The organism is Nocardiopsis oceanisediminis (genome assembly GCF_048595525.1).
GTDB classification, from domain to species: Bacteria; Actinomycetota; Actinomycetes; order Streptosporangiales; family Streptosporangiaceae; genus Nocardiopsis_A; species Nocardiopsis_A oceanisediminis.
On the sequence record NZ_JAFMZJ010000001.1, the window covers coordinates 1591899 to 1615764 of the forward strand.

The 23866-nt window shown below is 77.3% G+C and carries 20 protein-coding genes and 1 pseudogene; 10 read left to right on the plus strand and 11 right to left on the minus strand.

Going from position 1 to position 23866, the window contains the following annotated elements:
* The first annotated feature begins 22 nt into the window (after positions 1-22).
* Entirely contained in the window at positions 23-559 is a 537-nt protein-coding gene (locus J0910_RS07205; RefSeq protein ID WP_420157738.1) for a GNAT family N-acetyltransferase, read from the plus strand.
* A gap of 66 nt (positions 560-625) precedes the next feature.
* On the opposite strand, the gene J0910_RS07210 is transcribed toward J0910_RS07205, so the two are convergent.
* Positions 626-2896 carry an ATP-binding cassette domain-containing protein gene (locus J0910_RS07210; RefSeq protein ID WP_420157739.1) on the minus strand — a complete coding sequence of 757 codons (2271 nt, stop codon included), beginning with the start codon at positions 2894-2896 and terminating at the stop codon, positions 626-628.
* Positions 2897-2961: 65 nt separating this feature from the next.
* On the opposite strand from J0910_RS07210, the gene J0910_RS07215 reads away from it, so the two are divergent.
* Positions 2962-3918: a helix-turn-helix transcriptional regulator gene (locus J0910_RS07215; RefSeq protein WP_420157740.1), complete on the plus strand. Its 957-nt coding sequence runs from the start codon at positions 2962-2964 to the stop codon at positions 3916-3918.
* A gap of 435 nt (positions 3919-4353) precedes the next feature.
* A complete protein-coding gene (locus J0910_RS07220) occupies positions 4354-5226 on the plus strand; it encodes an ATP-grasp domain-containing protein (RefSeq protein ID WP_420157741.1) in 873 nt (290 codons plus the stop codon).
* A 273-nt stretch (positions 5227-5499) separates the two neighbouring features.
* Here the strand turns inward: J0910_RS07220 and J0910_RS07225 are convergent, their stop codons facing one another.
* The 3 genes and pseudogenes from J0910_RS07225 to J0910_RS07235 all read right to left on the minus strand — a co-directional run.
* Positions 5500-6144 (minus strand): response regulator transcription factor, encoded by a 645-nt coding sequence (locus J0910_RS07225; protein ID WP_420161915.1) that lies wholly within the window; start codon positions 6142-6144, stop codon positions 5500-5502.
* Positions 6135-6545 (minus strand): sensor histidine kinase, encoded by a 411-nt coding sequence (locus tag J0910_RS07230; RefSeq protein ID WP_420162124.1) that lies wholly within the window; start codon positions 6543-6545, stop codon positions 6135-6137. The genes J0910_RS07225 and J0910_RS07230 overlap by 10 nt, the downstream gene beginning before the upstream one ends.
* A 64-nt stretch (positions 6546-6609) precedes the next feature.
* Positions 6610-6693 (minus strand): annotated as a pseudogene (locus J0910_RS07235) (hypothetical protein); the annotation flags it as partial.
* On the opposite strand from J0910_RS07235, the gene J0910_RS07240 reads away from it, so the two are divergent.
* The 3 genes from J0910_RS07240 to J0910_RS07250 all read left to right on the plus strand — a co-directional run bounded on the left by J0910_RS07240 (position 6665) and on the right by J0910_RS07250 (position 9443).
* Entirely contained in the window at positions 6665-6955 is a 291-nt protein-coding gene (locus J0910_RS07240; protein WP_420162125.1) for a hypothetical protein, read from the plus strand. The pseudogene J0910_RS07235 and the gene J0910_RS07240 overlap by 29 nt on opposite strands.
* A gap of 618 nt (positions 6956-7573) precedes the next feature.
* Complete coding sequence (locus J0910_RS07245; protein WP_420157742.1) at positions 7574-8245, plus strand: DedA family protein; 672 nt, start codon at positions 7574-7576, stop codon at positions 8243-8245.
* Positions 8246-8435: 190 nt separating this feature from the next.
* Positions 8436-9443 carry a zinc-binding dehydrogenase gene (locus tag J0910_RS07250; RefSeq protein ID WP_420157743.1) on the plus strand — a complete coding sequence of 336 codons (1008 nt, stop codon included), beginning with the start codon at positions 8436-8438 and terminating at the stop codon, positions 9441-9443.
* Positions 9444-9909: 466 nt separating this feature from the next.
* Here the strand turns inward: J0910_RS07250 and J0910_RS07255 are convergent, their stop codons facing one another.
* A complete protein-coding gene (locus tag J0910_RS07255; RefSeq protein ID WP_420157744.1) occupies positions 9910-10533 on the minus strand; it encodes an HAD family hydrolase in 624 nt (207 codons plus the stop codon).
* Positions 10534-10859: 326 nt separating this feature from the next.
* Here J0910_RS07255 and J0910_RS07260 point away from each other — a divergent pair, with 326 nt between their 5' ends.
* The 3 genes from J0910_RS07260 (at position 10860) to J0910_RS07270 (ending at position 14642) form a co-directional block, all read left to right on the plus strand.
* Entirely contained in the window at positions 10860-12236 is a 1377-nt protein-coding gene (locus tag J0910_RS07260; RefSeq protein ID WP_420157745.1) for a DUF2786 domain-containing protein, read from the plus strand.
* Between the two features lie 484 nt (positions 12237-12720).
* Positions 12721-13530, plus strand: coding sequence for a sulfite exporter TauE/SafE family protein (locus J0910_RS07265; RefSeq protein ID WP_420157746.1), 810 nt, complete (start codon positions 12721-12723; stop codon positions 13528-13530).
* A 53-nt stretch (positions 13531-13583) separates the two neighbouring features.
* Positions 13584-14642 (plus strand): DUF2293 domain-containing protein, encoded by a 1059-nt coding sequence (locus J0910_RS07270; RefSeq protein ID WP_420157747.1) that lies wholly within the window; start codon positions 13584-13586, stop codon positions 14640-14642.
* A gap of 496 nt (positions 14643-15138) precedes the next feature.
* Here J0910_RS07270 and J0910_RS07275 read toward each other — a convergent pair whose 3' ends face one another.
* Complete coding sequence (locus J0910_RS07275) at positions 15139-15669, minus strand: DoxX family protein (RefSeq protein ID WP_420157748.1); 531 nt, start codon at positions 15667-15669, stop codon at positions 15139-15141.
* Positions 15670-16169: 500 nt separating this feature from the next.
* Complete coding sequence (locus tag J0910_RS07280; protein WP_420157749.1) at positions 16170-17585, minus strand: MFS transporter; 1416 nt, start codon at positions 17583-17585, stop codon at positions 16170-16172.
* An 879-nt stretch (positions 17586-18464) separates the two neighbouring features.
* Between J0910_RS07280 and J0910_RS07285 the strand changes: the two genes are divergently transcribed.
* A complete protein-coding gene (locus tag J0910_RS07285) occupies positions 18465-18992 on the plus strand; it encodes a hypothetical protein (protein ID WP_420157750.1) in 528 nt (175 codons plus the stop codon).
* 92 nt (positions 18993-19084) lie between these two features.
* Here the strand turns inward: J0910_RS07285 and J0910_RS07290 are convergent, their stop codons facing one another.
* From J0910_RS07290 to J0910_RS07305, 4 genes are all read right to left on the minus strand, one after another.
* A complete protein-coding gene (locus J0910_RS07290; protein WP_420157751.1) occupies positions 19085-20920 on the minus strand; it encodes a tetratricopeptide repeat protein in 1836 nt (611 codons plus the stop codon).
* A 156-nt stretch (positions 20921-21076) separates the two neighbouring features.
* A complete protein-coding gene (locus tag J0910_RS07295; protein ID WP_420157752.1) occupies positions 21077-21559 on the minus strand; it encodes a hypothetical protein in 483 nt (160 codons plus the stop codon).
* Between the two features lie 26 nt (positions 21560-21585).
* Positions 21586-22137, minus strand: coding sequence for a hypothetical protein (locus J0910_RS07300; protein ID WP_420157753.1), 552 nt, complete (start codon positions 22135-22137; stop codon positions 21586-21588).
* 166 nt (positions 22138-22303) lie between these two features.
* Positions 22304-23770: a GntP family permease gene (locus tag J0910_RS07305; RefSeq protein WP_420157754.1), complete on the minus strand. Its 1467-nt coding sequence runs from the start codon at positions 23768-23770 to the stop codon at positions 22304-22306.
* Positions 23771-23866 lie beyond the last annotated feature (96 nt).

Genomic DNA, 23866 nt, shown 5'->3' on the forward strand with positions numbered 1-23866 from the left:
CCGACGGAACCGGGAGCAGAGCATGGCGGACACCCCCTCACCCGAACGCGCGGAAGCGCCCGCGCTGCGCGACGTCGACCCCGGCGACCTGGGCGTCTACCTCCGGATCCGGTGCGACCCGGTGATGATGGCCGACCTGGGCGGGCCGCTGCCGCGCGCAGGCATGGCGGAGAAGGTCGAGGCCGACGTGCGCAGCGTCGCCGAGGGGCGGGCGCTGATCAAGATGATCATCCCGGACCCCGGGCGCCCCGGCGAGGTCGCGGGGAGCGTGAGCCTGTGGTGGGACGCGGAGGAGCGGCGCACCGAGATCGGCTGGACGGTCCTGCCCGAGTACCAGGGCCGCGGCCTGGCCGAGCGGGCCGCCGCGCAGGTCCTGGAGCTCGCCCGCGGGCAGGGGCGGTGGGGCGCGGTGCACGCCTTCCCCGCCGTGCGGAACGCCGCCTCCAACGGGGTCTGCCGCTCGCTCGGCTTCACCCGGCTGGGCCGGGCCGACATCGACTTCGCCGGCCGGACCCTCCACTGCGAGCACTGGGTCCTCGACGGCGCCCCCGGGCGATGATCTTGACGTCGCGGCCCTGTGAACGCGCGTTGACAGGGCCGCAGCGTCAAGATCATCGGGGGCCGGTCAGCCGCGGCCGGCCGGGTCGGCCGCCATCGACCGGCGCAGGTGGGCGCCGGTGACGGAGTGCGGGTCCTCGGCCAGCCGGGCGGGCGGGCCGGTGAACACGACCCGGCCGCCGTGGTGGCCCGCGCCCGGGCCCATGTCGATCACCCAGTCGGCGCGGCGGACCACGTCCAGGTCGTGCTCGATCACCACCACGGTGTTGCCCGCGTCGACCAGCCGGTCCAGTACGTCCATCAGCCGGCCGGTGTCGGCCCGGTGCAGGCCGGTGGTCGGCTCGTCCAGCACGTACAGGCCCCCGGCCGGGCGCCGGCGCAGCTCCGCGGCGAGCTTGATCCGCTGGCACTCGCCCCCGGACAGGGTGTTCAGCGGCTGCCCCAGGGCGAGGTAGCCGATGCCGGTCTCGACCAGCGCGTCCAGCATCGGGCGGATCCGGTCGTCGTCGAACGCGTCCCGGGCCCCGGCCGCGGTCATGTCCAGCACGTCGGCGATGGAGTACCCGTTCCAGGTGTGCTTGAGCACCTCGCCGGTGAACCGCCGGCCGCGGCAGGCGCCGCACACCGACGTCACCCCGTCCATGAACGCCAGGTCGGTGTAGACCGCGCCCAGCCCCCGGCAGTCCGGGCAGGCGCCGGCCGAGTTCGGGCTGAACAGGGCGGCCTGCACCCCGTTGGCGCGGGCGAACAGCCGCCGGACCGGGTCGGCGATCCCGGTGTAGGTGGCGATGGTGGAGCGCCGGTTGCCCGCCACCGCCCTCTGGTCGACCGCGACCCCGCCCGGGTGCTGCTCCAGCACGACCCCGACCAGGCTGCTCTTCCCGGACCCGGCCACCCCGGTGACGGCGGTCAGCACCCCCGCGGGCACCTCCACCCGGACGTCGCGCAGGTTGTGCCGGTCGGCGCCGGCCACGGTGAGCGCGCCGGTGGGGGTGCGCGGTTCGGCGCGGGGCGCGAGCCGGCCGCGCAGCGCCCGCCCGGTCACCGTGTCCGACCGGAGCAGCCCGGCGTAGTCGCCCTGGTAGGCCACCTCGCCGCCGTCCGCGCCGGCCGCCGGGCCCAGGTCGACCACGTGGTCGGCGACCGCCACCACGTCCGGGTCGTGCTCGACCACCAGGATGGTGTTGCCCTTGTCGCGCAGCCGCCGCAGCAGCGCGGTCAGCCGCTCGGTGTCGTGCGGGTGCAGCCCGATGGACGGCTCGTCGAAGACGTACAGCATCTCGGTGAGGCTGCTGCCGAGGTGCCGCACGGTCTTGATCCGCTGCGACTCGCCCCCGGACAGGGTGGTGGTGGGCCGGTCCAGGGAGAGGTAGCCCAGGCCGATGCCGGCCAGCGCCTCCAGCCGCTCGGCCAGCGACTCCACCACCGGCTCGGCACCCGGGGCGTCGGTCCGGCGCACCTCCCGGGCCAGGTCGGACACCTCCATCGCGGTGCAGTCCATGATCGTGCGCCCGTGCAGGCGCACCGAGCGCGCGGCCCCGTTCAGCCGGTGGCCGCCGCAGTCCGGACAGGTCCGGGAGGTGGTGAACCGCTCGGTGACGGCCTGCTTGTGCTCCGAGGCCTCGCCCTCGGCGTGGATGTAGACGCGGGTGAACCGCTCCACCAGCCCCTCGTAGTCCTTCGGGGCCCTGGAGCCGAGCCGGGCCGCGGCCTCCCCGCCGTACAGCAGGGCCTCGCGCTGCTCCTCGGTCCACTCGCGCAGCGGTGCGGCCGGGTCGAACAGCCCGATGTCGGCGTACTGCCGGTACCAGTACTGCCCGCTGCCGAACCCGGGCAGCAGGATCGCGCCCTCCTCCAGCGACCGGTCCGGGTCCAGGAAGGCGGAGGTGTCGGGGAGCACGACCCTGCCGATGCCGCTGCACCGCGGGCACATGCCCGCCGGGTCGTTGAACGAGAACCGGTTCGACTCGCCGATCGGCGGGGTGCCCGCCCGGGAGAACAGCAGCCGCAGCAGCGTGTAGATGTCGGTGATGGTGCCGACGGTGGAGCGCGCGTTCCCGCCGAGCCGGCGCTGGTCGATGACGACCACCGGGGACAGGTTCTCGATCAGGTCGACGTCGGGCCGCCCGGCGCTGGGAAGCCGGTTCCGCACGAACGCGGTGAAGGTCTCGTTGAGCTGCCGCCGCGCCTCGGCCGCGATGGTGTCGAAGACCAGGGACGTCTTCCCGGACCCGGAGACCCCGGTGAAGGCGGTGATCGCCCGCCGGGGCACGGTCAGGTCGAAGCCCTTCAGGTTGTGCTGGCGGGCACCGGTGATGCGGATCGCGTCATTGGGCATGCGCCCGAAGCTAGGCGGAGTAGTTGCCACCTTCCGGCCACAATCCGGTGCATCATCGGAGGACCATGAACGGACCGAGCACCCGGATTCTGGAACTCCTCTCCCTGCTCCAGGACGGCCGCACCTGGGACGGGGCGGAGCTGGCCCGCAGGGTCGGCGCCTCGCCGCGCACCCTCCGCCGCGACCTGGACCGCCTGCGCGAGCTGGGCTACCCGGTGGAGTCGGCGCGCGGGCCGGGCGGCGGCTACCGGCTCGCCGCGGGCCGGGCCGTGCCGCCGCTGCTGTTCACCGACGACGAGGCGGTCGCGGCGGTGGTCGGCCTGAGGTTCGCCGCGCTCACCTGGGCCGGAGCCGACACCGGGGTCGCCGACAGCGCCCTGGCCAAGCTGGAGCGGGTGCTGCCGGACCGGCTGCGCCACCGGGTGCGCGCGGTGTCGGCGTCGATGGAGACCGGGTCCCGCCCGCACCGCCAGGCCGACCTGGGCGTCCTGCGCCTGCTCGGCGGCGCCGCCTCCGGCCGGAACCACGTCCGGTTCCACTACACCAGCCGGAGCGGCGCCGAGACCGACCGGCGGGTCGAGCCCTACGCCCAGGTGCTCTTCGCGCACCGCTGGTACCTGCTGGGCTGGGACCGGGACCGGGACGACTGGCGGACCTTCCGGGCGGACCGGATCAGCGGCCTGGAGGTCCTGGGCACCGCCTTCGCCCCGCGCCCGCTGCCCCCGGGGGGCGCGGTCAGCTTCGTCCAGGACAGCGCCCGCCTGCCGATCACCCGGCACCGGGCGACGGTGCTGTTCCGGGCGCCGCTGCAGGTGGTCTCCGAGCGGCTGGTCGCCGAGGCCGGCGAGCTGACCGCCGTCGACGCGGAGAGCTGCCGCTACGTCAGCGCCCCCGACTCCTGGGAGTGGCTGGCGATCACGCTGGCCACGGTGGGCGTGCCCTACACCGTGGAGGGGCCGCCGGAGCTCATCGAGGTCTCCCGCGCCCTGGCCGGGCGCATCGCCCGCGCGGCCGGCGGCTGAGCGGCGCCCGCGCGATGCGGGCCGGGCGGCGGCCGGGCGGCCGGGCGGCGAGGGAGCGCCCGGCGGGCACCGGGCGGCCCGCGCCGGGCGGCTCACGCCGGGGCGCGCCGGGCGGCTCACGCCGGGGCGCGCTGGGGATCCGGCCACCTGGTTCCCGCGGGCAGGGGGTCGGTCGGGGTCGCGCCTGGAGGGCGTTGGGCGGTTCGCGGCGGGGGCCTGCTCCGGAGATCCGGCCGCCTGGTTCCCGCAGGCGGGGCTCCGGCCGGGGGCGCCCCCGGCCGGAGCCGGCCCGGCCCGGCCTCCCACCGGACGCCCCCCCACCAAGGGCGCCCCGGCGCCGGGCCGCCCGGTCCGGGAGGGGCGGAGGGCCGCCGCGCGGGCCGGCGATCCGAAAACGGCCGGGCGGGGAGCGCCGCGCGGGGTTAGCATCGCGCCATGGCCGACCCGATCCCGTTCCTGTTCCCCGGAGACCCGCTGCGCCCCCGGCGGGTGGACGGCTTCTTCGCCGACGAGCACGCCGCCGCGCTGCACGCCGGCGCCGAGGCGTTCCTCATCGACCACGACGCCCTGGTCCGGGGCGACCTGCGCGAGGCGGTGCGGGGCCTGCCGAGAGGGCTGGGGCCGGTCCGCTACCGGGGCTGGATGGTGCCGGCCGCCCGCTACGCGGAGTTCGCGCGGGCCCTGGCCGAGCGCGGCTGCCGTCCCGTGGTCTCCGCGGAGGACTACCGGCGCGCCCACGAGCTGCCCGGCTGGTACGCGCTGTTCGAGGAGGTGACCCCGCGCAGCGTGTGGTGCGAGGCCGACCCGGGCTGCGCCCCGGACCCCGGTGAGCTCGCCGAGCTGGTCCGGCCGCTGCGCCCCGGGCCCGGGATCGTCAAGGACTACGTCAAGTCCCGCAAGCACGAGTGGGACCAGGCCTGCTTCGTCCCGGACCTGTCCGACACCGGCGCGCTGCACCGGGCCGTCGCCGAGCTGGTCCGCCTCCAGCAGGAGGACCTGGCGGGCGGGGTGGTGGTCCGCGAGTTCGAGCGGTTCGACGGTGCGGGCGAGGCCCGGGTGTGGTGGATCGGCGGCGAGCCGGCGCTGGTCGGGCCGCACCCGGACACCCCCGGCGCGGCCCCCGCCCCGGACCTGGACCCGGTCCGCCCGGCCGTCGCCGCGCTGGGGCACCCCTTCGTCACCACCGACCTGGCCCGCCGCGCCGACGGCGCCTGGCGGGTGGTGGAGGTCGGCGACGGCCAGGTCAGCGGCCGCCCCGAGGGGATCACCCCGGACCGCCTGATCGGCCTGCTCGCCGCGGCCCGCTGACCGGCCGCCGGGCACCCGCGCGGCGCCCCGGTCCGCCTGCAGGGCGGGCGTTCCGGCGGAGGGCCGGCCCGTCTGCCCGGGGCACTGCCCCCCGGCCCGGGACGGGCGCGGGGCCGGGCCGCATCGATCCGTCCGTCCGGGCGGGGCCGGCCTGCTCCACTCGGCCGCCGGGCGTCCGCGCGGCGCGCCCCGGCCCGTCCGCCCGGGTGCCGGGCCCGGCGTCCCCTCCCCGGGGCCGGGCGGCCCGGCCGCCGGAGGCCGTCCCGGCCGGGGTCAGGCGCCGATGTAGCGGAGTACCGCCAGGACCCGGCGGCTGTACCCGGGCGCCGAGCCCAGGTCGAGCTTGGCGAAGACGGCGTTGGCGTGCTTCTCCACCGCGCTCTGCGACACGAAGAGGCGCTCGGCGATCGATGCGTTGGTGTGCCCCTGCGCCATCAGGTCGAGCACCGCGCGCTCGCGCTCGGTCAGCCGCCCCAGCGGGTCGGGCCGGGGCCCGCCGGCCAGCAGGTGGCGGACCACCTCGGGGTCGAAGGCGGCGCCGCCCGCGCCCACCCGCTCCAGCGCGGACAGGAACTCCTCCACCTCGACCACCCGGTCCTTGAGCAGGTAGCCCACCCCCTCGGTGTTCTCGGTGAACAGCTCGACGGCGTACCGGCGCTCGACGTACTGGGAGAGCACCAGCACCCCGACCCCAGGGTGCTCGCGGCGGATCCGCACCGCGGCGCGCAGCCCCTCGTCGGTGTGGGTGGGCGGCATCCGGACGTCGGCGACCACCGTGTCGGGCGGGTCCGCGGCGACGGCGCGGAGCAGCGCGGCGGCGTCGCCGACGGCGGCGGACACCGTGTGCCCCTCGTCCTCCAGCAGCCGGATGAGCCCCTCGCGGAGCAGGGCCGAGTCCTCGGCGATGATCACCCGCACGGCAGCTCCGCGAAGACCACCGTCGGGCCGCCCGCCGGGCTGTGCACGGTGAGGCGGCCGTCCACCGCGGCGGCCCGGTCGGCCAGCCCGGCCAGGCCGGTGCCGGCCGGGTCCGCGCCGCCGGCCCCGTCGTCGGAGACCCGCACCAGCAGCCCCGGGCGGCCGCCGGGCCCGCCGGCCCCCGGCCCGGCCTCGTCGACCAGGACCGAGACCCGGGCGGCCCCGGAGTGCTTCACCGCGTTGGTCACCGCCTCGGCGACGATGAAGTAGGCGGCGGTGGCGGTGCTCGGCTCCGGCGCCCGGTCCGGCCGGTAGTCCAGGTCGACCGGGAGCGCGGAGCGGGCGGCCAGCCCGCTCAGCGCGGCGTGCAGCCCGGACTCCGACAGCGCGGTGGGGTACACCCACCCGCCAGGCCACCTCGCGCAGGTCGGTCAGGGCGCGGCGGGACTCCTCGTGGGCCTGGAGCAGCAGCTCCCGCCCCTTCTCCGAGCCCGGCTCGCGGCGGGCCCGCCCCAGCGCCATGCCGAGCACGACCAGCCGCTGCTGCACGCCGTCGTGCAGGTCGCGCTCGATCCGGCGGCGCTCCTCGTCCACCGCGGAGAGGATCCGGGCCCGGCTCTCCGCCAGCTCCCCGACCCGCTGCTCCAGCAGGTCCTGGCGGGTGGGGCCGAGCAGCCGCCGGGCCAGCCAGCGCTCGGTGCCGACCAGGCCGACGGTGCCCTGCACGCTGACGTACATCAGCGCCAGCCCGAACGGGACCACCGCGGGGGTGTTGCCGTCCAGCACTCCCAGCGGCGACACCACGGTGTAGGCGCCCATCGGGAACAGCGCCAGGACCAGCCCGCCGAACAGCCCCACCGGCGCCCGGAGCGCCGGGTAGGCGAGGGAGCGGGCGGTGCCGGGGCGGCCGGCCGTCTCGATGCCGAACAGGGTGGCCAGCCGGAGCCGCTCCACCGCGACCGCGGGCCGGACCAGCGTGCCGAGGGCGCGGGCGGGAAACCGCCGGGCCGCGGGCCACGGCGCGGCGAGGGCGGCGGGCAGCGCCAGGAGCGGCAGCAGGGCCAGGAGGGCGCAGGCCGCCGGCGCGGTCGCCGATCCGGCGGCGGCCCCGGCCGCGGCCAGGCACCAGGTGCGCAGCACCCCGGCGGCGTCCGCGGCCCCGGCCGCCGCGCGAACCGGTCCCTCCTGTGCGCAGGCCATGTGCATCCTTCCGGCGGTCCCGTCCCTCCCGCCGGAGCGTAGCCAGCGCCGGAGCGCCCCGGTACTGCGGAGTTCCGCATTTCCCGGCTGCGGAAGAACATCATGAGCGGTACGGGGATCTTTATCGGATAACGGCGCGGCCTTCTGTAGCGTTCACGGCGTCCGCCCGGTCTGCGGACGGACGCCGGTTCCGGCCCGGGTACACCCCTACTGACGATTGGAAACCGACGTGAACAGCACCGCTGTCCCCTTCGCCGCCTCCGGCGGCGGCCTCCTGGACGGAGTCGTGGACTGGGTCGTGGGCCTCATGGAGACCCTGGGCGGCCCAGGCGCGGGGCTGGCCATCGCGCTGGAGAACATCTTCCCGCCGATCCCCAGCGAGGTGATCCTGCCGCTGGCCGGGTTCACCGCCTCCCAGGGCGAGCTGAACCTGTTCGAGGCGATCGTGTGGACCACGATCGGTTCGGTGGTGGGCGCGCTGGCGCTGTACGGCATCGGCGCGGCGCTCGGCAGGGAGCGGTTCCGCGCGGTCGCGGCCAAGGTTCCGCTGGTGAAGATCTCCGACATCGACAAGACCGAGGAGTGGTTCGCCAAGCACGGCACCAAGGCCGTGTTCTTCGGCCGGATGATCCCGATCTTCCGCAGCTTCATCTCGATCCCGGCGGGCATCGAGCGGATGTCCGTCCCGCTCTTCCTCGGCCTGACCACGCTGGGCAGCCTCATCTGGAACACCCTCTTCGTGATGGCCGGCTACCTGCTCGGCGAGAGCTGGCACCTGGTCGAGGAGTACATGGGCTACGTCTCCAAGGCCGTCGTGGTCGCGGTGCTCGTCGCGATCGTGTGGTTCGTCGCCGCCCGCGTCCGGGACATGCGCCGCAGCGGAGCCGCAGAGGAGCGCTGATCCGGTTCCGGCCTCCTCCCCGCGCCCGCCGGGAGGAGGCCGGACGTCTTCCCGGGCCTGTGAGCGCGGTCACGCCGCTGCGGGGACGGCTCCGCCCCTCGAACCCTTGACCTCAAGTGAACTTGAGGTACGAGACTGCTGTGCGTGGCCCGGAAAGCGGTCATGGCGACGCGAACGGAACGAGGCGGACATGCGTGCGGTACAGGTGGACGAGTACGGGGCTCCGGAGGTCCTGAAGCCGGTGGAACTGCCCGACCCGGTCGCCGGTCCGGGCCAGGTGCTGGTGGACGTGGCGGCGGTCAACGTCATGTTCCTCGAAGTGCAGATCCGCAGGGGCTGGGGCAAGGACTTCTTCGCGGTCTCACCGCCCTACGTCCCGGGCACCGGCGTCGCCGGCCGGGTCGCGGCGGTCGGGGAGGGCGTCGACCCGGCTCTGGTCGGGACCGAGGTCCTCGCCGAGACCGGCGAGCGCGACCCCGAGACCGGCAGCGCGAAGTCCCCCACCGGCGGGTACGCGGAGAAGGCCGCGGTGCCCGCCGAGGACCTGGTCCCCGTCCCGGACGGGCTGGACGGCCGGGAGGCGCTCGCGCTGCTGCTCGACGGCCCCACCGCGCTGCTGCTGGAGCGGGCCGCCCGGTTCGAGCCGGGCCGGCGGGTGCTGGTCATGGCGGCGGCCGGGGGCGCCGGCAGCCTGGTGGTGCAGCTGGCCCGGCGGGCCGGCGCGCACGTCATCGCCGCCGCCCGCGGTGAGAAGAAGCTGGCCCTGGCGCGCGAGCTCGGCGCCGAGCACGCCGTCGACTACACCGAGGCCGGCTGGCAGGACCGGGTCCGCGAGATCACCGGCGGCGAGGGCGTCGACACGGTCGTCGACGGCGCCGGCGGCGAGCTGGGCGCCTCCGCCTTCGACCTGGTCGCCGACGGCGGCCGGTTCATCACCTACGGAGCCTCCAGCGGCGAGCTCGCCGAGGTCGACGCGGACGAGGCGGAGCGCCGCGGAATCGCCGTCACCACCCTGTTCGACCTGGAGAAGGGGGACGGCGAATCCTCCCGCCGGCTCACCGGCGAGGCCCTGGAACTGGCGGCCTCGGGCGAGGTCCGCCCGCACATCGGCCTCACCCTCCCGCTGGAGCGGGCGGCGGACGCGCACGCCGCGCTGGAGTCCCGCACCGTGCTCGGCAAGGTCCTGCTGGTCCCCTGACGGGACACGGAACCACCCGCCCGCCCCCTCCGCGCGGGGGCGGGCGGGTCCCCCGCCCGGAGGCGGCGGAACCGCCGGGACCCCACCGGGGACAGGGTCCTGGCGGTCCCCCCGCCTCCGGCTTTCGCTTTTCTGCGGCCTCGGCCCTGTCCTGCGGATCCTTTCGTGCGGTGCCGCCCCGCAGGCGGGGCAGGCGAGCGGCGAAGGAGGAGGGGAAGGCGGCCGGGCGCCCCGGCCGGGTACGGCGTCTCACGGGGTCGGGGTTCATGCGGGCGGCGACGGCCGAGGTGGGGCCGGGGTGAAGGCGGTCACCCGGGCGCGGCCTCTCGGGGAGCGAAGGTTAAGGCAGGCGGCGAGGGCGGGAGCGGGCCGGCGCCGCGCTCCGAGAACCCGGTGGTGGGGCGGTGCGGAAGGCCGCCCCCGCCGAGGCGGCCGCCGGAGACCGCTCCGGATCGGGCTCGCCCGCTCAGCCCAGGAGCGGCGCGAGCGCCGTGCGCAGCCCCGCAGCGCCTCGGGCGAGCACGGCGCGCATCCCCGCGGCCCCGGCGGCCGCGACGTCGGCGGGGGAGTCGCCGATGAAGAGGCAGCGCCCGGCGGGCGCCCCGGCCATGGTGGCCGCCACCGCGTACACCCGGGCGTCGGGCTTGGCGAAGCCCAGCCGGGCGGAGTTGGCGATCGCGTCGAACGCGCCGGCGATCCCGAGCCGGGACAGGTCGGGCTCCAACCGGTCGGTGGCGTTGGCGACCAGCACCACCGGCACCCGGGCGCGCACCTCGGCGATCAGCGCCAGCGCCTCCTCGTCGGCCCGGCCCGGATGCCGCGACCACTCCTCCACCAGCACCCGGGCGCGCTCCTCGGAGCCGCAGGCCGGCACCAGCGCCTCGCGGACGGCGGCCCGCCACTCGGCGTCGCGGACCGCCCCGGTGACGGCGGGCAGCAGCCGCTCCGGCGCGAACGCGGCGGCCTCCAGGGTCCCGGCCGGGAGCCCGTGCCGGCGGTGCAGGTCCTCGGTGACCCGGCGGTCCCAGTGCCGGATCACCCCGTCGAGATCGCAGAGCACGGCGGCGATGCCGGCAGCGGAGGCGGACATGGCCGCGATCCTCGCCGACCCCGCCGGAAAAGGCCAGGGTCCGGTGGTCCGGTCCGCCGACCGGAAGCGGCCACCCGCCGCCGGCCCGCGTTCCCGGCCCGCCCGTCTCCCGAACGGCCCCGCGCCCGCCCCGGGCGCGCCCGGTCCTCCCGCCGGAGCACGCGCCGCGCCCCCGATCCCGCCCGAGCCCCGCGACAGAGGCCCCGGACGGGGCTCCTGGACGGGGCTCCCGCCCAGGCCGGCGCGGTGCCGGCGGCGGACGGGGGACCTCCCGCCGCTGGCACACTGGACGGCGGGCGCAGGGCATCGGACGGACAGGGGCGGGCGTGGGACGGGGCAGCGGCAAGGCGAAGGGCGGCGGGAAGCGGCGCGGCACCGGCACGCACCCCTACCGCCGGGCCCGGAGCGGGAAGGAGCGCCCCGCCGAACCCCGGAACGGGGCCGCGGGAACCGGCCCGGAGGCCGCGGAGAGCGGGGCGGGCGGCGCCGAGCGCGCCGCGGAGCTCGTCGCGGCCGCGCTGTGCGCCGTGCACGCCGACGACCGGGGCGCCTTCGACGCCTCGCTCGCCGTGCTCGCCGACACCGAGCGCCCGGAATGGGCCGCGGCGGCCAGCCGCGCCCTGGTCTCCTGCCTCACCTCCCGGCTCGCCCGCGCCTGGCGGCTCGGCTGGCAGCCCGCGGAGGCGGTCCGCCAGGCCTCCCGCGGACTCGACGGCACCGCCGCCGCGATCTGCGCGGACATGGTGGCCGCCGAGCACCGCGCGCACCCCGCGGCCTCGCTCGACCCGCGCTGGGCGGAGCAGCTCGGCGCGCTCGGTGAAGGGGAGTGGTGGCACGAGGACGCCGGATACCTGGCCGGGCTCACTGCCCGCCACGGCCTGCTCCGGCTGGAGGCGGTGGAGGCCGCGCTCCGGCTGGCCGCGCTGCTGGAGGCGGTGCCGCCGCTGGAGCCGCTGCTGCCCCGTCCGGGCGAGCCCGCCGCACCGGCCCCGGCACCGGCCGCGGCGCCGGGCGACGCGGCCAGGCTGGCCAAGATCCGCGCGCTGCTGGCGAAGGCCGAGTCCACCGAGTTCCCGGACGAGGCGGAGGCGCTCTCCGCCCGCGCCCAGGAGCTGATCGCCCGGCACAGCATCGACGCGGCCCTGCTCGGCGCGGAGCCGGCCGGGGGAGGGGCGTCCCCGGCGGCGAGCGGCCGCCGCATCCCGGTCGACGCCCCCTACGAGCAGCACAAGGCGTCCCTGCTGCACGTGGTCGCCGAGGCCAACCACTGCCGCGCCGTCTGGCACGACGACCTCGGGCTGTGCACGGTCGTCGGCCACCCGGACGACGTCGCCGGCGTCGAACTGCTCTTCACCTCGCTGCTGGTGCAGGCCGGCACCGCGATGCGGGTCTCCGGCGCGGCCCGCGACCGCTCCGGCCGCGCCGCGGACCGGAACTACCGGGCCTCGTTCCTCATCGCCTTCACCGACCGCATCGCCGACCGCCTCGACCGGGCCGCCGCCGACGCCGAGCAGGCCCACACCGGCCGGGACCTGGTCCCCGTCTTCGCCGCCCGCAAGGAGCAGGTCGACGCCGCGGTCGAGGCCATGTTCGCCGGCCTCACCACCACCCGGCTCCGCGCCCCCACCGACGCCGACGGCTGGAACGCCGGCCGCACGGCCGCCGACACGGCGACCCTGAGCGGCCGGGAAGAGCTGCGGTAGCGGGGCCTCCCGCGCCCTCCACCGGCTCCGGCGCCGGAGCCGTCCGGAAGGCCGGTCCGCGCTCGCCTGCCCCCTCTCTTCCTCCTCCTCCGAGACACGGGGCTCCGGCTCCGCGGCGATGGAGCCGGGCAGGGGAGGGAGGACGCTCCGGCGTGCCGTACGCCGGAGGCCGCTCCCTCGGAGGCCTCCCGCTCCCCGCCGGAGGCGGACACCGGGTGAAAAGGCGGCCCCGGTCTTGCCCCGCTCGGCGATCACGGGACCCTTCGTCCTCCGGGAGGCGGCCTCTTCCGCCGCGCCGTCCGCCCGCTCCGCCCGGAACGCCGGCCGCTCCCTTCCCCGGGGGCGGGTCGGCGCAAGGCGGCGGGACGGCGGTGTATAGCTTGTCGAAAATGCGAACCCTGGAACGTCCGAGCACCGTTCGAGCGCCGGAGCCGGCGGCGCCCTCCACCGCGCGGGCGGGCCGGTGATCGCCGAGGTGCTCGGCGTGGACGCCGGGCCCTGGATGCTTCTGCTGCTGGTCGCCGGGGGGTTCGCCGCCGGGCTCATCGACGCGATCGTCGGGGGCGGCGGGCTGCTCCAGCTACCGGTGCTGCTCTCGGTGATGCCGGGCGGCACGGCGGTTCCGCTGGGCGTCAACAAGTCGGTCTCGGCGGTGGGGAACGTCGCCTCGGCGGCGGTCTACTGGCGGCGCAACCCCGGCAGCCGGATCGACCTGCGGCTGCTCGCGTGGTCCGGCGGCGCCGCGGTGGGCTGCGCCATGCTTGGGGCCTGGATCGCCACCGGCATCTCGATGGAGCTGTTCCGGCCGCTGGTCATCGCGGCGCTGCTCGCGGTGCTCGGCTTCACCGTCCGCGGCTGGGTGAAGGAGGCCCGCGGCGGGGGAGCGGCGGCGGGCGCCCCGGAGAACCCGGCGGCCGGCGCCGGCGCGCCGGGGGTCCGGGGCAGGCTGGCCGGGGCGTCGGCGGCGATCGGCGTCTACGACGGGCTCATCGGCCCGGCTACCGGGAGCTTCCTGCTGCTGGCCTTCCGCCGGATCCTCGGCGGCCGGCTGGTCGACGCGCTGGCCACCGCCAAGGTCGTCCAGTGCCTGATGAACATCGGCGGAGCCGCGGTGTTCGCCGCGCTGACCGCACTGCCCTGGCCGCTGATCGCCCTGCTCAGCGCCGCCAACCTGACCGGTTCGGCGATCGGTGCGCGGATCGCCCTCAGCAGGGGCGACCGGCTGGTCAAGACCCTGCTCGTGGCCGGCGTGCTGGCCACCGTCGCCAAGCTCTGCTGGGACCACTTCTCCTGAGCCCTATCCTGCTCAAGCCCGAGCGGAACGGAAAAAGAGCAGGGGACGGGAACGTGGCAGGGGCCGGGGCGGAGACGAGGCTGGAGCGGCGGGTCCGGGAGGCCGCGGAGGACGCGGTGCGGCGGCGCGGCGCGGTCAGCGCACTGGACGTGCTGACCGGGCTGGGCTGGGTCACCGACAAGGCGGTGCAGGACTGGCGGCAGGGCAGGGTGGACGCGCTGGACCGGCTGGTCCAGGCGCCGCCGGAGAAGCGGGCCGCGGCGCTGGAGGCGCTCCGCGCCTGGGCGGAGCGGGGCGGCCTGGCCGCCGAACCGGTCGACTACGCCGCGGCGACCCGGGACCGCAGGCCGCTGCGGTTCACCGCCGAGGGGTCGGCCGACACCGAGCTGGCGCACCGCACGCACTGGGTGTCGCCGCAGGCCACCGCGGCGCAGCGGCGGCGGGAGGAGACCCGCCGGGCCAAGGCCCCCGACCTGGTGGTCACCGAGGTGCAGGCGGTCCGCGAGTGCGCCGAGTGCGCGGAGAGCGGCACCGGCCCGCACCTGGAGGAGGGTTCCGCGGTGTACTGCCTGGACTGCGCGGACCTCGGCCACCTGGTGTTCCTCCCGGCGGGCGACGCCGCGCTGACCCGCCGGGCGAAGAAGGCGAGTCGGCTCTCCGCGGTGGTGCAGCGCTGGGTCGCCTCCCGCCGCAAGTACCGCAGGATCGGGCTGCTGGTGGAGGAGGGCGCCCTGGAGGAGGCCGAGGCGCAGTGCCTGGCCGACGAGGACGCCCGCGCCCGCCGCCGGGAGCGGGACGCGGTCCGCCGCGCCGCGCAGGACGTCGTCTTCCAGGGGCGGTTCGCCGAGGAGGTCCGGGCGGCGTTCCCCGGCTGCCCGGAGGAGCGGGCCGAGCGCATCGCCGCGCATACCGCGCTGCGCGGCAGCGGCCGGGTCGGCCGGTCCGCCGCCGGCCGGGACCTCGACCCGGGGGCGGTCCGCCGCGCCGTCGTGGCGTCGGTCCGGCACGAGGACACCCCCTACGACGACCTGCTCATGTCCGGGGTGCCCCGGGACGAGGCCCGCGCCCGCATCGCCGCCGGCATCGACCGGGTCCTCGCGGCCTGGTCCTGACAGGGAGGGCCTCTCCCCCCCGGGGCGCGGGACCCGGCGGGGAGGCCGGCCGGCTGCTTCGCCCGCCGCCCCGGCCGCTTCCGGGAGAGGGCGGGTGCGCACCGGAGAGCGCCCCGGTCCCGTCCCCCTCCCCGAAGGTCTCGGTGCTGGGGAGGGCCCCTCCGGCCGGCGGCCTCGGTGGGGGGACGGGATTCGCGCCCGGCCGGGCTCCGAGCCGCCCCTTCCACCCGGATCGCCCCATCGCTTTCCGCGGTGCGCCCGGCGCTCGGGGAGAGCGGCGGTTCCGCCCCGAGGGCGGGGAAGCCGAGGGTTCCGAGCACGGTGTCCTGGTGAAGCACCACCGCCCGGCCCGCCGCTCGTCCGGACGGCCGGGGCGGGGAGCGGGCAGGCGGCCGTGCGGAACCGGGGCGCCCCTGCGAGCGGCGGCCGCCCCTCGCGGGGGGCGGGGAGGCGACCGCGCCCCGCGCCGTTCCGGGCGGGGCGCGCCGTGCAGGCCCTACGCGTTCTCGGCCGCCGCCTCCTCGGCCAGGGCCCGGCGCCGGCGGGCGACCACGACGGAGATCGCGGGCACCAGCGAGGCCAGTGCGGCCGCCCGCATCCACGGCCGGTCGAAGACGTGCCCGGTGAGTTCGTCCAGGGAGATGCGGCCGGGGCCGGAGACCGCGATGGACGCCGCGGTCAGCCCGATCAGCGCCGGGTACTCCAGGCCGCCCTCGGTGTTGAAGAACCCGTTGGCGGAGTGCATCTCCGCGGCGACGCCCATCGCCCCCGCGACCGCGGCCGCGCCGGCCGGGGTGGCCAGGCCCAGGGCGAGGCAGGCGCCGCCGCCGGCCTCGCTCAGGCCCGCGGCGAGCGCGGTGGTCTCCCCGGGGCGGTAGCCCATGCCCTCGAAGCCCTTGGCGGTGCCCTCCAGCCCTCCGCCGCCGAACCAGCCGAACAGCTTCTGCGCGCCGTGGGCGAAGAGCGTCGCCCCCACCCCCACGCGCACCGCGAGCACCGCGACGTCGCCGGCCCGAACACACCCCATGGCAGATCCCCCCGAATCGCCGTCCGTACCGGGGCGGGCGCCGACCGGCCGCGCCGACCGCGCCCGCACCGTGAATCCACACCGTCCTCTACCCGCTTCCCACCGGTCCGAAAGCCGTTGACCTGCGCCGGGTCGGCGGGCTCAGAGGGCATGCGCCTCCACGGTGCGGCCGTCGGAGTCGGTCGGGGGTGCCGCGGCTCCAGCGGCGGCCGGGCGGCGACGCCGTCCGCGAACGCCGGGCGCACCGCGCCGGTCCGCCTCTTCCCGGAGGCCGGGCACGCCTCGGAGACCGCCTCGCCGCCGGGCACCGCGGCGAAGCGCTCCGGGCCCCGGCCGTGCCGCTCGCGGCGGAGGTCCGGGCCCAGGTCCCGGTAGGGCTCCCGCCGCTCCTCCGGCCGGTCGGTGCGGAGCACCGCCGGGGAGTGCGCCGGGAGCCGCGGGGCGTCCGGCCCCTTCGGCCGGGGCATGCCGCCCGTGCGGCCGCACGGGCGGCGGCCCGGTCAGCGCGGGGTCCGGGTCCGGCCGTGCAGCGCCAGCACGGCCGCGGTGGAGAGCGCCGCGAACCCGGCCAGCGCCAGGCAGACGGTGTGCAGCGCCGACGTGTAGGCGGCGCCCTGCAGCGCCCCCGAGGTCAGCGCGGCCAGCAGGGCGCCCACGGCGGCGATCGCGACGGTCTCCGCGGTGATCCGGACGGTGTTGAACACCCCGGCGGCGGCGCCGGCCTGCTCGGCCGGGACGCTGCCGACGGCGAGCCCGTCCAGGATGCCGTTGGTCAGGCCGGCCCCGGAGCCGACGAGCACCAGTCCGGGCAGCACCGCGAGCGGCCCGCTCTCCGGGCCGATGCCGGTGAGCAGCAGCGCCCCCGCCCCGCACAGCAGCACCGCCGCCGCGACCAGGGCGACCGGCGGCACGGCGCGGGCCAGCCGGGCGCCGGCGGAGGGCAGCAGCACGCTGGGCACGGTCAGCATGAGCAGCCACAGCCCCGCCTGCCCGGCGTCCAGCCCGACCACGCTGATCAGGTAGGACGGCAGGTAGACCAGGAGCGGGATGAGCACCGCCATGAGCGCGCCCGCCGCCGCGGCGTAGGCCAGGAACCGCCGGTCGGCCAGTAGGCCCAGGGCCAGCATGGGGTCGGCGGTGCGCCGCTCCACGAGGACGAACACGCAGCCCAGCACGGCGGCGCCGATCGCGCAGCCGAGGGTCAGCGGGTGGCCGAACCCCCGCTCCGGGCCCTCCACGAGCAGGGTGATCAGCAGGAGCAGCGCGGCGGAGAAGGAGACCGCGCCGGCGGCGTCCACCGTGCGCCCGGGGGTTCCCGGGAACCGGGGCAGCAGCGGGCAGAGCGCCAGCACCGCTCCGGCGACCAGCGCGGGCGCGACGAACACCGCGCGCCAGCCGACCAGGTCCACCAGCGCTCCGGCCACCGTCGGGCCGAACGCCGTACCGACGCCCAGCACCGTGCCGAGCAGCCCGAACGCGCGCGCCCGGGCGGCCCCGGTGAACGTCTGGGAGAGGAGGGAGGTGCCGCCGGCCACCGCCGCGGCGGCGCCCGCCCCGGCCAGGGCGCGCAGCACGTTCAGCAGCAGCACGCCGTCGGCCAGGCCGCACAGCGCCCCGGCGGTGGCGAACAGGGCGACGCCGCAGGTGAAGACCTGGCGGCGCCCCAGGACGTCGGCCAGCGACCCGGCCACCGCCAGGAAGCTCGCGAAGCAGGCGTTGTAGCCGTTGACCGCCCACTGCGCGGCGGACAGGCCGGTGCCGAGGTCGGTCTGGATGTCGGGCAGGGCGAGCGAGGCCCCGGTGATGGTGAGGGGGAAGGTCAGCGTCGACAGCAGCACGGCGGCGAGCACGAAGCGCTCGCGGCCCGCGGGCGGCACGGACGGCCGGTCGGCGCGGTCAGGGCGGATGAGGTTCACGGGAAGGCTCCGGAGATCGGGCGTGGAGCCGGGCAGCCCGAGGAGGCGCACCGGCGTCGGGCACGGTGCGGCGGAGCAGGAACCTGGGGTGAGCGCCGCCGCTAGAGGCGGCGCAGATCATTCGACTCGGGCACGGTCGGGAGCGTAGCCGAGCGGCGGTCCCGGAGCGAGCGGTTTTTCCGGGAGCGGCCGCGGCGCGGGCCGAAGGGGCCGGTGCCGCGGCCCGCGGGCTCTGCTCCCGGAGGGCCCGGAGGACGCGGAAGAGGTCGTCCACAGGCCGCCGTCCACAGGCCGCCGTCCACAGCTCCGCAGTTCGTCCGGCCGCTTGGCCCCGCCGCTGTGAGAATGCCGGCATGAACCGAGAAGACGGACGCCCCGGACCCCCCGGACCGCCCCTGCCCGGCCCCCTCCCCGCGCCGCACCGCCCCCGTGCGGAAGAGGGCCGCCCGCCTCCGCGCCCCCCTGCCTCCGGCGGCACGGTCCTCGGGCGCGCCCGAGGGGGCGGGCGCCCGGCGCTCCGCCCGCCCGCGTTCGGCCCCGGGCCGCCCGCTTCCCCCTCCGCGGCCCCCGCGCGGGCGGCCGCCGGCGGTCCATCGGTCCTCCTCGCGGCGCTCCGGCGGCCGGCCCGGCGGTCTGGAGGGGCGGTGCGGAGCGGGGCGGGGAGCCGCTCTCTGCCGCCCGGCCGCGCCTCCGGCGATAATGCGGGGCATGAATTCGGGAGACGAACGTTCCGGGCCCACCGGGCCGCCCCGCCCGCCGGCGCCTCCGCCGGTGCGGCCCGCGCCCTCAGCGCCGCCGCCTGCGCCGTCCGGGCCCTCCGCGCCGCCCGGATCGGCCGGGGGCCAGAGCGCCGGCGAGGCGGGCCGGCCGGACGAGGCGATGGTGCGGATCGCGCGGTTGGAGGACGCGGTGCACCGGGCGCAGCGGGCCGCGCCGCGGCTGCGGCTCGCCACCGCGGGGCTGGCCGCGGGGTTCACCGCGCTCGCGGTCTCCTGGTCGCTGCCGTGGCTCCGGGCCGACGCGCCGATCGGCGGCGGCTACGAGATCTTCTCCGCCCCCACCCGCAGCGCCGCCACCGGGGCCGAGCTGCTCAGCTGGACGCTGCTCCGCCCGGAAGGGCACCGGGGCATGGAGATCACCCTGGTCGCGCTGGTCCCGCTCCTCGCGGCGATGCTCGCCGCCCTGGCCGCCCTGGTCTACTCGGCCGAGGCCACCCGGGTTGCGGCCACCGTCGCCGGCGGGCTGGGCGCGATCTCCGCGCTGCTGCTCTGGGCGGGCTGGGACAACAGCGCGACCGTGCCGACCACCGGCATGCCCACCGCGCTGCTCGGCTCCGCGCTGGTGTGCGCCTCCGCGGCCCTGTGGAGCGCCGGCGAGCGGGCGGCGAGCGGCGGCCCGCCGCCCTGACCGCCCCGGCCGCGAGGGCCGCCCGGCCGCGCGGGCGGCCGGCCGGGGACGCTCCGCCCCCGGCGGCCCGCGGCCGCCTCGGAGGGCGGGTCCTACCCCCGCTCTCCGCCGTCCTCCGCGTCCCCGCCGTCTGCGGAGAGGACCTCTTCGGCGAGGCGGAGGATCTCCGCGGAGGCCTCGGGGGCGGCCTGCACCAGCCGGGCCAGCGAGTCCAGGATGGTGACCGGGCGCCCGCGGGCGGCCTCGGCGGCGGCGAGGAAGCGCCAGGAGACCAGCTCGGCGACGTCCTGCCGGGCCTCGGGGTGGGTCCAGGCGGTGGCGACCAGGGCGAGCAGCGCCGCCTCGGTCACCCAGTCCTCCGGGCCGTAGGCCAGGTCCACCAGGACGCGGCGGCGCTCGGACCCGTCCCACGGCTCGTCGCTGCGGTGGTGGGCGATGCCCAGGCAGGCCCAGGACTGCACCCGGCGCACCCAGGCCGGCCACACCCCCGGCGTCCCGGTGGGCGGCTCCGGCGGGTGCACCAGCACCCCCAGCAGGTCCTCCAGCGGGACCCCGGACAGGTGCACGGCGTCGTCGTAGGCGCCGGGGAGGTGCCGCCACGGGTAGGCGGCCGCGCGGCGGACCGCCTCGGCGGACTCCGCCGAGGGCGGCGGGACGCCCGGCCGGGCGGCGGTCCCGTCGTACTCCCACACCCGGCGGTCGACGCGGCGCACCGGCCCGCGGTCGAACACCTCGGGGACCGGCCTCCGGACGTCGGGCTCCTGCACCTCGGTGATCTGCACGGAGGAGCCCGGCAGGGCGCGGCAGAAGGCCAGCAGCGCGCTGGGCGGCTCCGGCGCGGACACGGTCAGCGACGCGCTCGGCAGCTCCTCCGGGGCGGCGCCGTCGTGCTCGCCGTCCTCCAGGAACCGGTGCAGCACGTTGGCGACCGCCTCGGTGGGCGGCGGGATCGGCCCCAGCCAGTAGCGGGACTGGGAGCTCTGCGCCAGCACGTTGTCGCCGTGCGCGTTGTCCGGGCGGTCGCGCAGGTGGTCGGCGAGCTCGACGAGGTGGTGCAGCGACCCGTCCAGGCGGAACCGCAGGCCGCGGGAGGTGGGGAAGGCGCTGGGGTCGTCCGGTTCGAACGCCAGCCCGCGCTCGACCCAGGACAGGCCGTCCCGGGGCCGGCCGGCCGAGGCGAGCAGCTCGCCGATGTCGGTGTGGAGCGCGGCGTTGGTCGGGTCGAAGCCGAGCGCGCGGATCCACGCGTCCTCCGCCTCCTGCCAGCGCTGCTCGGCGCGGTAGGCGTACCCGGCGGCGGTCGCGGCGTGGAAGGAGGGGTCCAGCCGCTCGGAGCGGAGCGCGAGGTCGATCGCCTCCCCGGTGTCGCCGGTGCGGCGGAGCAGCATCGACGCCGACCACATCAGCGCGGCGTGCCCCGGATCGGCCGCCAGCACGGAGCGGACCAGGGACAGGTAGGGGGCGACGGCCGCGCGGGCCTCCTCGGGGACCGGGTCGTCCAGCGCGGAGACGAGCCGGAGCAGGGAGGTGTGCACGAGCTCGGCGGGGAGCCGGCCGGTGGTCGCGGGATCGTGCATCCAGGCGGAGTCGGCCCAGGCGCCGTCGGGCCGGTGGCACTGGGCCGAGACCAGCAGCGGCAGCGCCTCGTCGTACCGGCCCAGGGCGGCCAGAGCGTGCGCCCGCGCCACCACCGTGCCGAGGAAGACCGACTTGTCCATCGGGAACAGGTCCGGTCCGCCGTCGGGGCGCACGGCCAGCCGGGCGAGCAGCTCATGGGCCTCGGGCAGTGCCGGTTCGAAGACGAGGGCCCGGGCGACGTGGTCGGCGGCGTGCCGCAGGTCGCCCTCGTCCAGCGCGAGCCGGGCCATGCTCAGCTCGCCCTGCGCCTCCAGCCTCGGGTCGGCGGTGCCTTCGTGTCCCTCAGTCATCAGCCCCTCACACCCTCCGATTTGCGGGTTTATGTGAAGGACTCTTCCACAACGGAGGGACAGCGGGCGACCTTCCGCGCTGTTCTTCCCGCCGGCTTCCCTACCTCCGCCGCCCCCTGCCGGTCCCGCCGGACCCGGTCGGCCGGGGCGCGGGGATCACGGCGCGGGGCGGCGGCGGGCCCGGTCCAGGTCGCGGGCGAGGTGCGAGCGGTGCAGGCGCCGGGTCCGCAGCAGCCGGGCGAGGTCGGCGCGGTTGTCGTGGGAGAGCTGCACGTGGAAGTAGTTCACCTGCTCCACCAGCGCGAAGAGCCAGAGCAGGACGCCGGGCCAGACCCGGGTGCCCGTATCGCCGCCGGCCAGGGCCGCGGCGATGGCGGCCGCCGCCGCGGCGAACAGCACGAGGTTCGCCCGCTTCAGCGCGGCGAAGACCGGCATGCCCTCGGGGAGAGGCAGGTCCCGGGCCAGCTGCCGCGCCTTGGCCCGCCAGTAGGCGCCGCCCTCGGCGATCAGGAGGAAGAGCAGCCCCAGGCCGGCGGCGTTGGCGGCGGTGAGCGGCATCTCCCACAGCAGCGCGACCGCGGCGAACAGCGGGATGCACAGCGTCTCCACCACGGCCAGGCCGCGGATCCGGCGCACCACCGACCCGCTCCTCCCGGTTCGGGTGTTCACCGCCCGCCGTCCCGCGCGCCCGCGTCCCCGTCCCGCAGCGACCCCAGGATCAGCCGGGTCAGCTCGGGCCAGGTGTCGGCGCGGACCGCCCAGCCGGGGACCGCGGACGGCGGCTCCTCCTCGCCCAGGCCGCCGGTGAACAGGTACCGGTGCGGTACGGAGTCCAGGTGGACCAGGACGTCCAGCCGGTCGTCGACGAAGTGCGTGACGCCCAGCCGCGCGGCGACCGGCGCCTTGTCCGGCCGCTCCCGGACGAAGTGCAGGTCCTCCAGGGGGACGCCGGTGCGCTCGGCGAACCGGTGCACCGCCATCCAGTCCCTGGTGCGCTGCGCGGTCCGCGGCCCGGCCTTGGAGATCACGTGGACCCGCCCGGCGAAGGCCTCGGCCAGCGCGGCCAGCGCGGCGAACACCCCGGGGACCGCGGGGGTGCTCATCGGGTCGTCGCCGAAGAACGAGGTGTCCGTGCCGTCGGCGACCCGGTCGATCACCACCCCGCCCACGTCCACCCCGAGCACCGGGGGGCCGGCGGGGGCGCGCCGGGCGGTCACCGGCCCGCCTCGGGGGCGGAGGACGGCCGGGGCGGCAGGGGCGGGGCGGCGCCCGGCCGGCCGGGGAGGGCGCCGCCCTCCCCGGCCCGGCGGCGCGCGCGGGGGCGGTTCTGCATGGCGCGAACCTACCGCCCCGCCCCCGCGCGCGCCGACCCCGGCCGGGGGGTCAGACGAACAGGCTGACCAGTGCCGCCACCGCGAAGCCGGCCACGGACAGCACCGTCTCCAGCACCGTCCAGGTGCGCAGGGTGTCCCGCTCGGAGATGCCGAAGTACTTGGCGACGATCCAGAAACCGCCGTCGTTGACGTGCGAGGCGAAGATCGACCCGGCCGAGATCGCCATGATCACCAGGGCGATGGCGGGCTGGGAGTACTCGCCGCCGGACAGCAGCGGCGCGACGATGCCCGCGGTGGTCACGATCGCCACCGTCGCCGAGCCCTGCGCCACCCGGAGCGCCACCGCCAGCAGCCAGGCCAGCACGATCACCGGCATCCCGGCGCCCTGGAACACGTCGGCCAGCGCCTGGGCGATCCCGGTGCCCTGCAGCACCGCGCCGAACACGCCGCCCGCGCCGACCACCAGCAGGATGTTGCCGACCGGCTTGAGCGAGTTGGTGGAGACGGTCTCCAGCGACTTGCGGCTCCAGCCCTGCCTGACCCCGAGCAGCCAGTACGCCAGCAGCAGGGCGATGGTCAGCGCGACGAACGGGTTGCCGGTGAACTCCAGCGCGGTGCGCAGCGCCGACTCCTCCATCGCGATCGAGGAGAAGGTGGCCAGCAGGATCAGCACCAGCGGGACCCCGATGATGGCCAGCACCGCACCGAGCGGCGCCGGCTCCTCGGTCGCGGCGCCGCCCTTGGCGCGCCGCTCCGCCTCGACCGCCGCCCGGGACTCCTCGGCGGCCTCCACCATGTCGTGCGGGACCTCCACGAACACCCGCCGGCCGATCCAGGCGGAGAACGCCCAGCCCGCGATCACCGCGGGGAGGCCGCAGACCAGGCCCATGATGATGACCCAGCCCAGGTCGACCCCGAGCAGCCCGGCGGCGGCCACCGGACCGGGGTGCGGCGGAAGGAAGGCGTGCGTCATGGAGAGCCCGGCCAGCAGCGGCATGGCGTACAGCACCACCGACTTTCCGGACCGCCTGGCCGCCGCGTAGACCAGCGGCGCGAGCACGAAGATGCCGACGTCGAAGAAGACCGGGATGCCGAAGATCAGCCCGGTCAGGCCCATGGCGAGCGGGGCGCGCCGCTCGCCGAACAGCCGCTCGATCCGCTGCGCCAGCACGGCGGCGCCGCCGCTGGTCTCCAGGATCGCGCCGATCATCGTGCCCAGGCCGATGATGATGGCGACGTGGCCGAGGATGCCGCCCATCCCCGATTCGATCAGCGAGACCGCGTCGGACTTCTGGACGGTGCCGAACAGGTCGGTGACGGAGAGCCCGGCGGCCAGGCCGACGGCGATCGACACCGCGAGCAGCGCCACGAACGGCTGCAGCCGGAAGCGGATGATGAGCAGGAGCAGCAGGGCGATGCCGAGGACCGCGATGGTGATCAGGCCGGCGGTCCCTGGGATGAAGGCGAGGAGGCCGCCGGACGCGGCGCCTTCCCCGGCGGCTGCGCTGAGGTGCATGGGAGGTACGTCTTTTCACTCGGTGGTGGACGGTGGTGGTGCTCCCGGCCCGCGGGCCGGGTTCGGGGGATGCCGGCGGGAGAGCGGGGCGGAGTC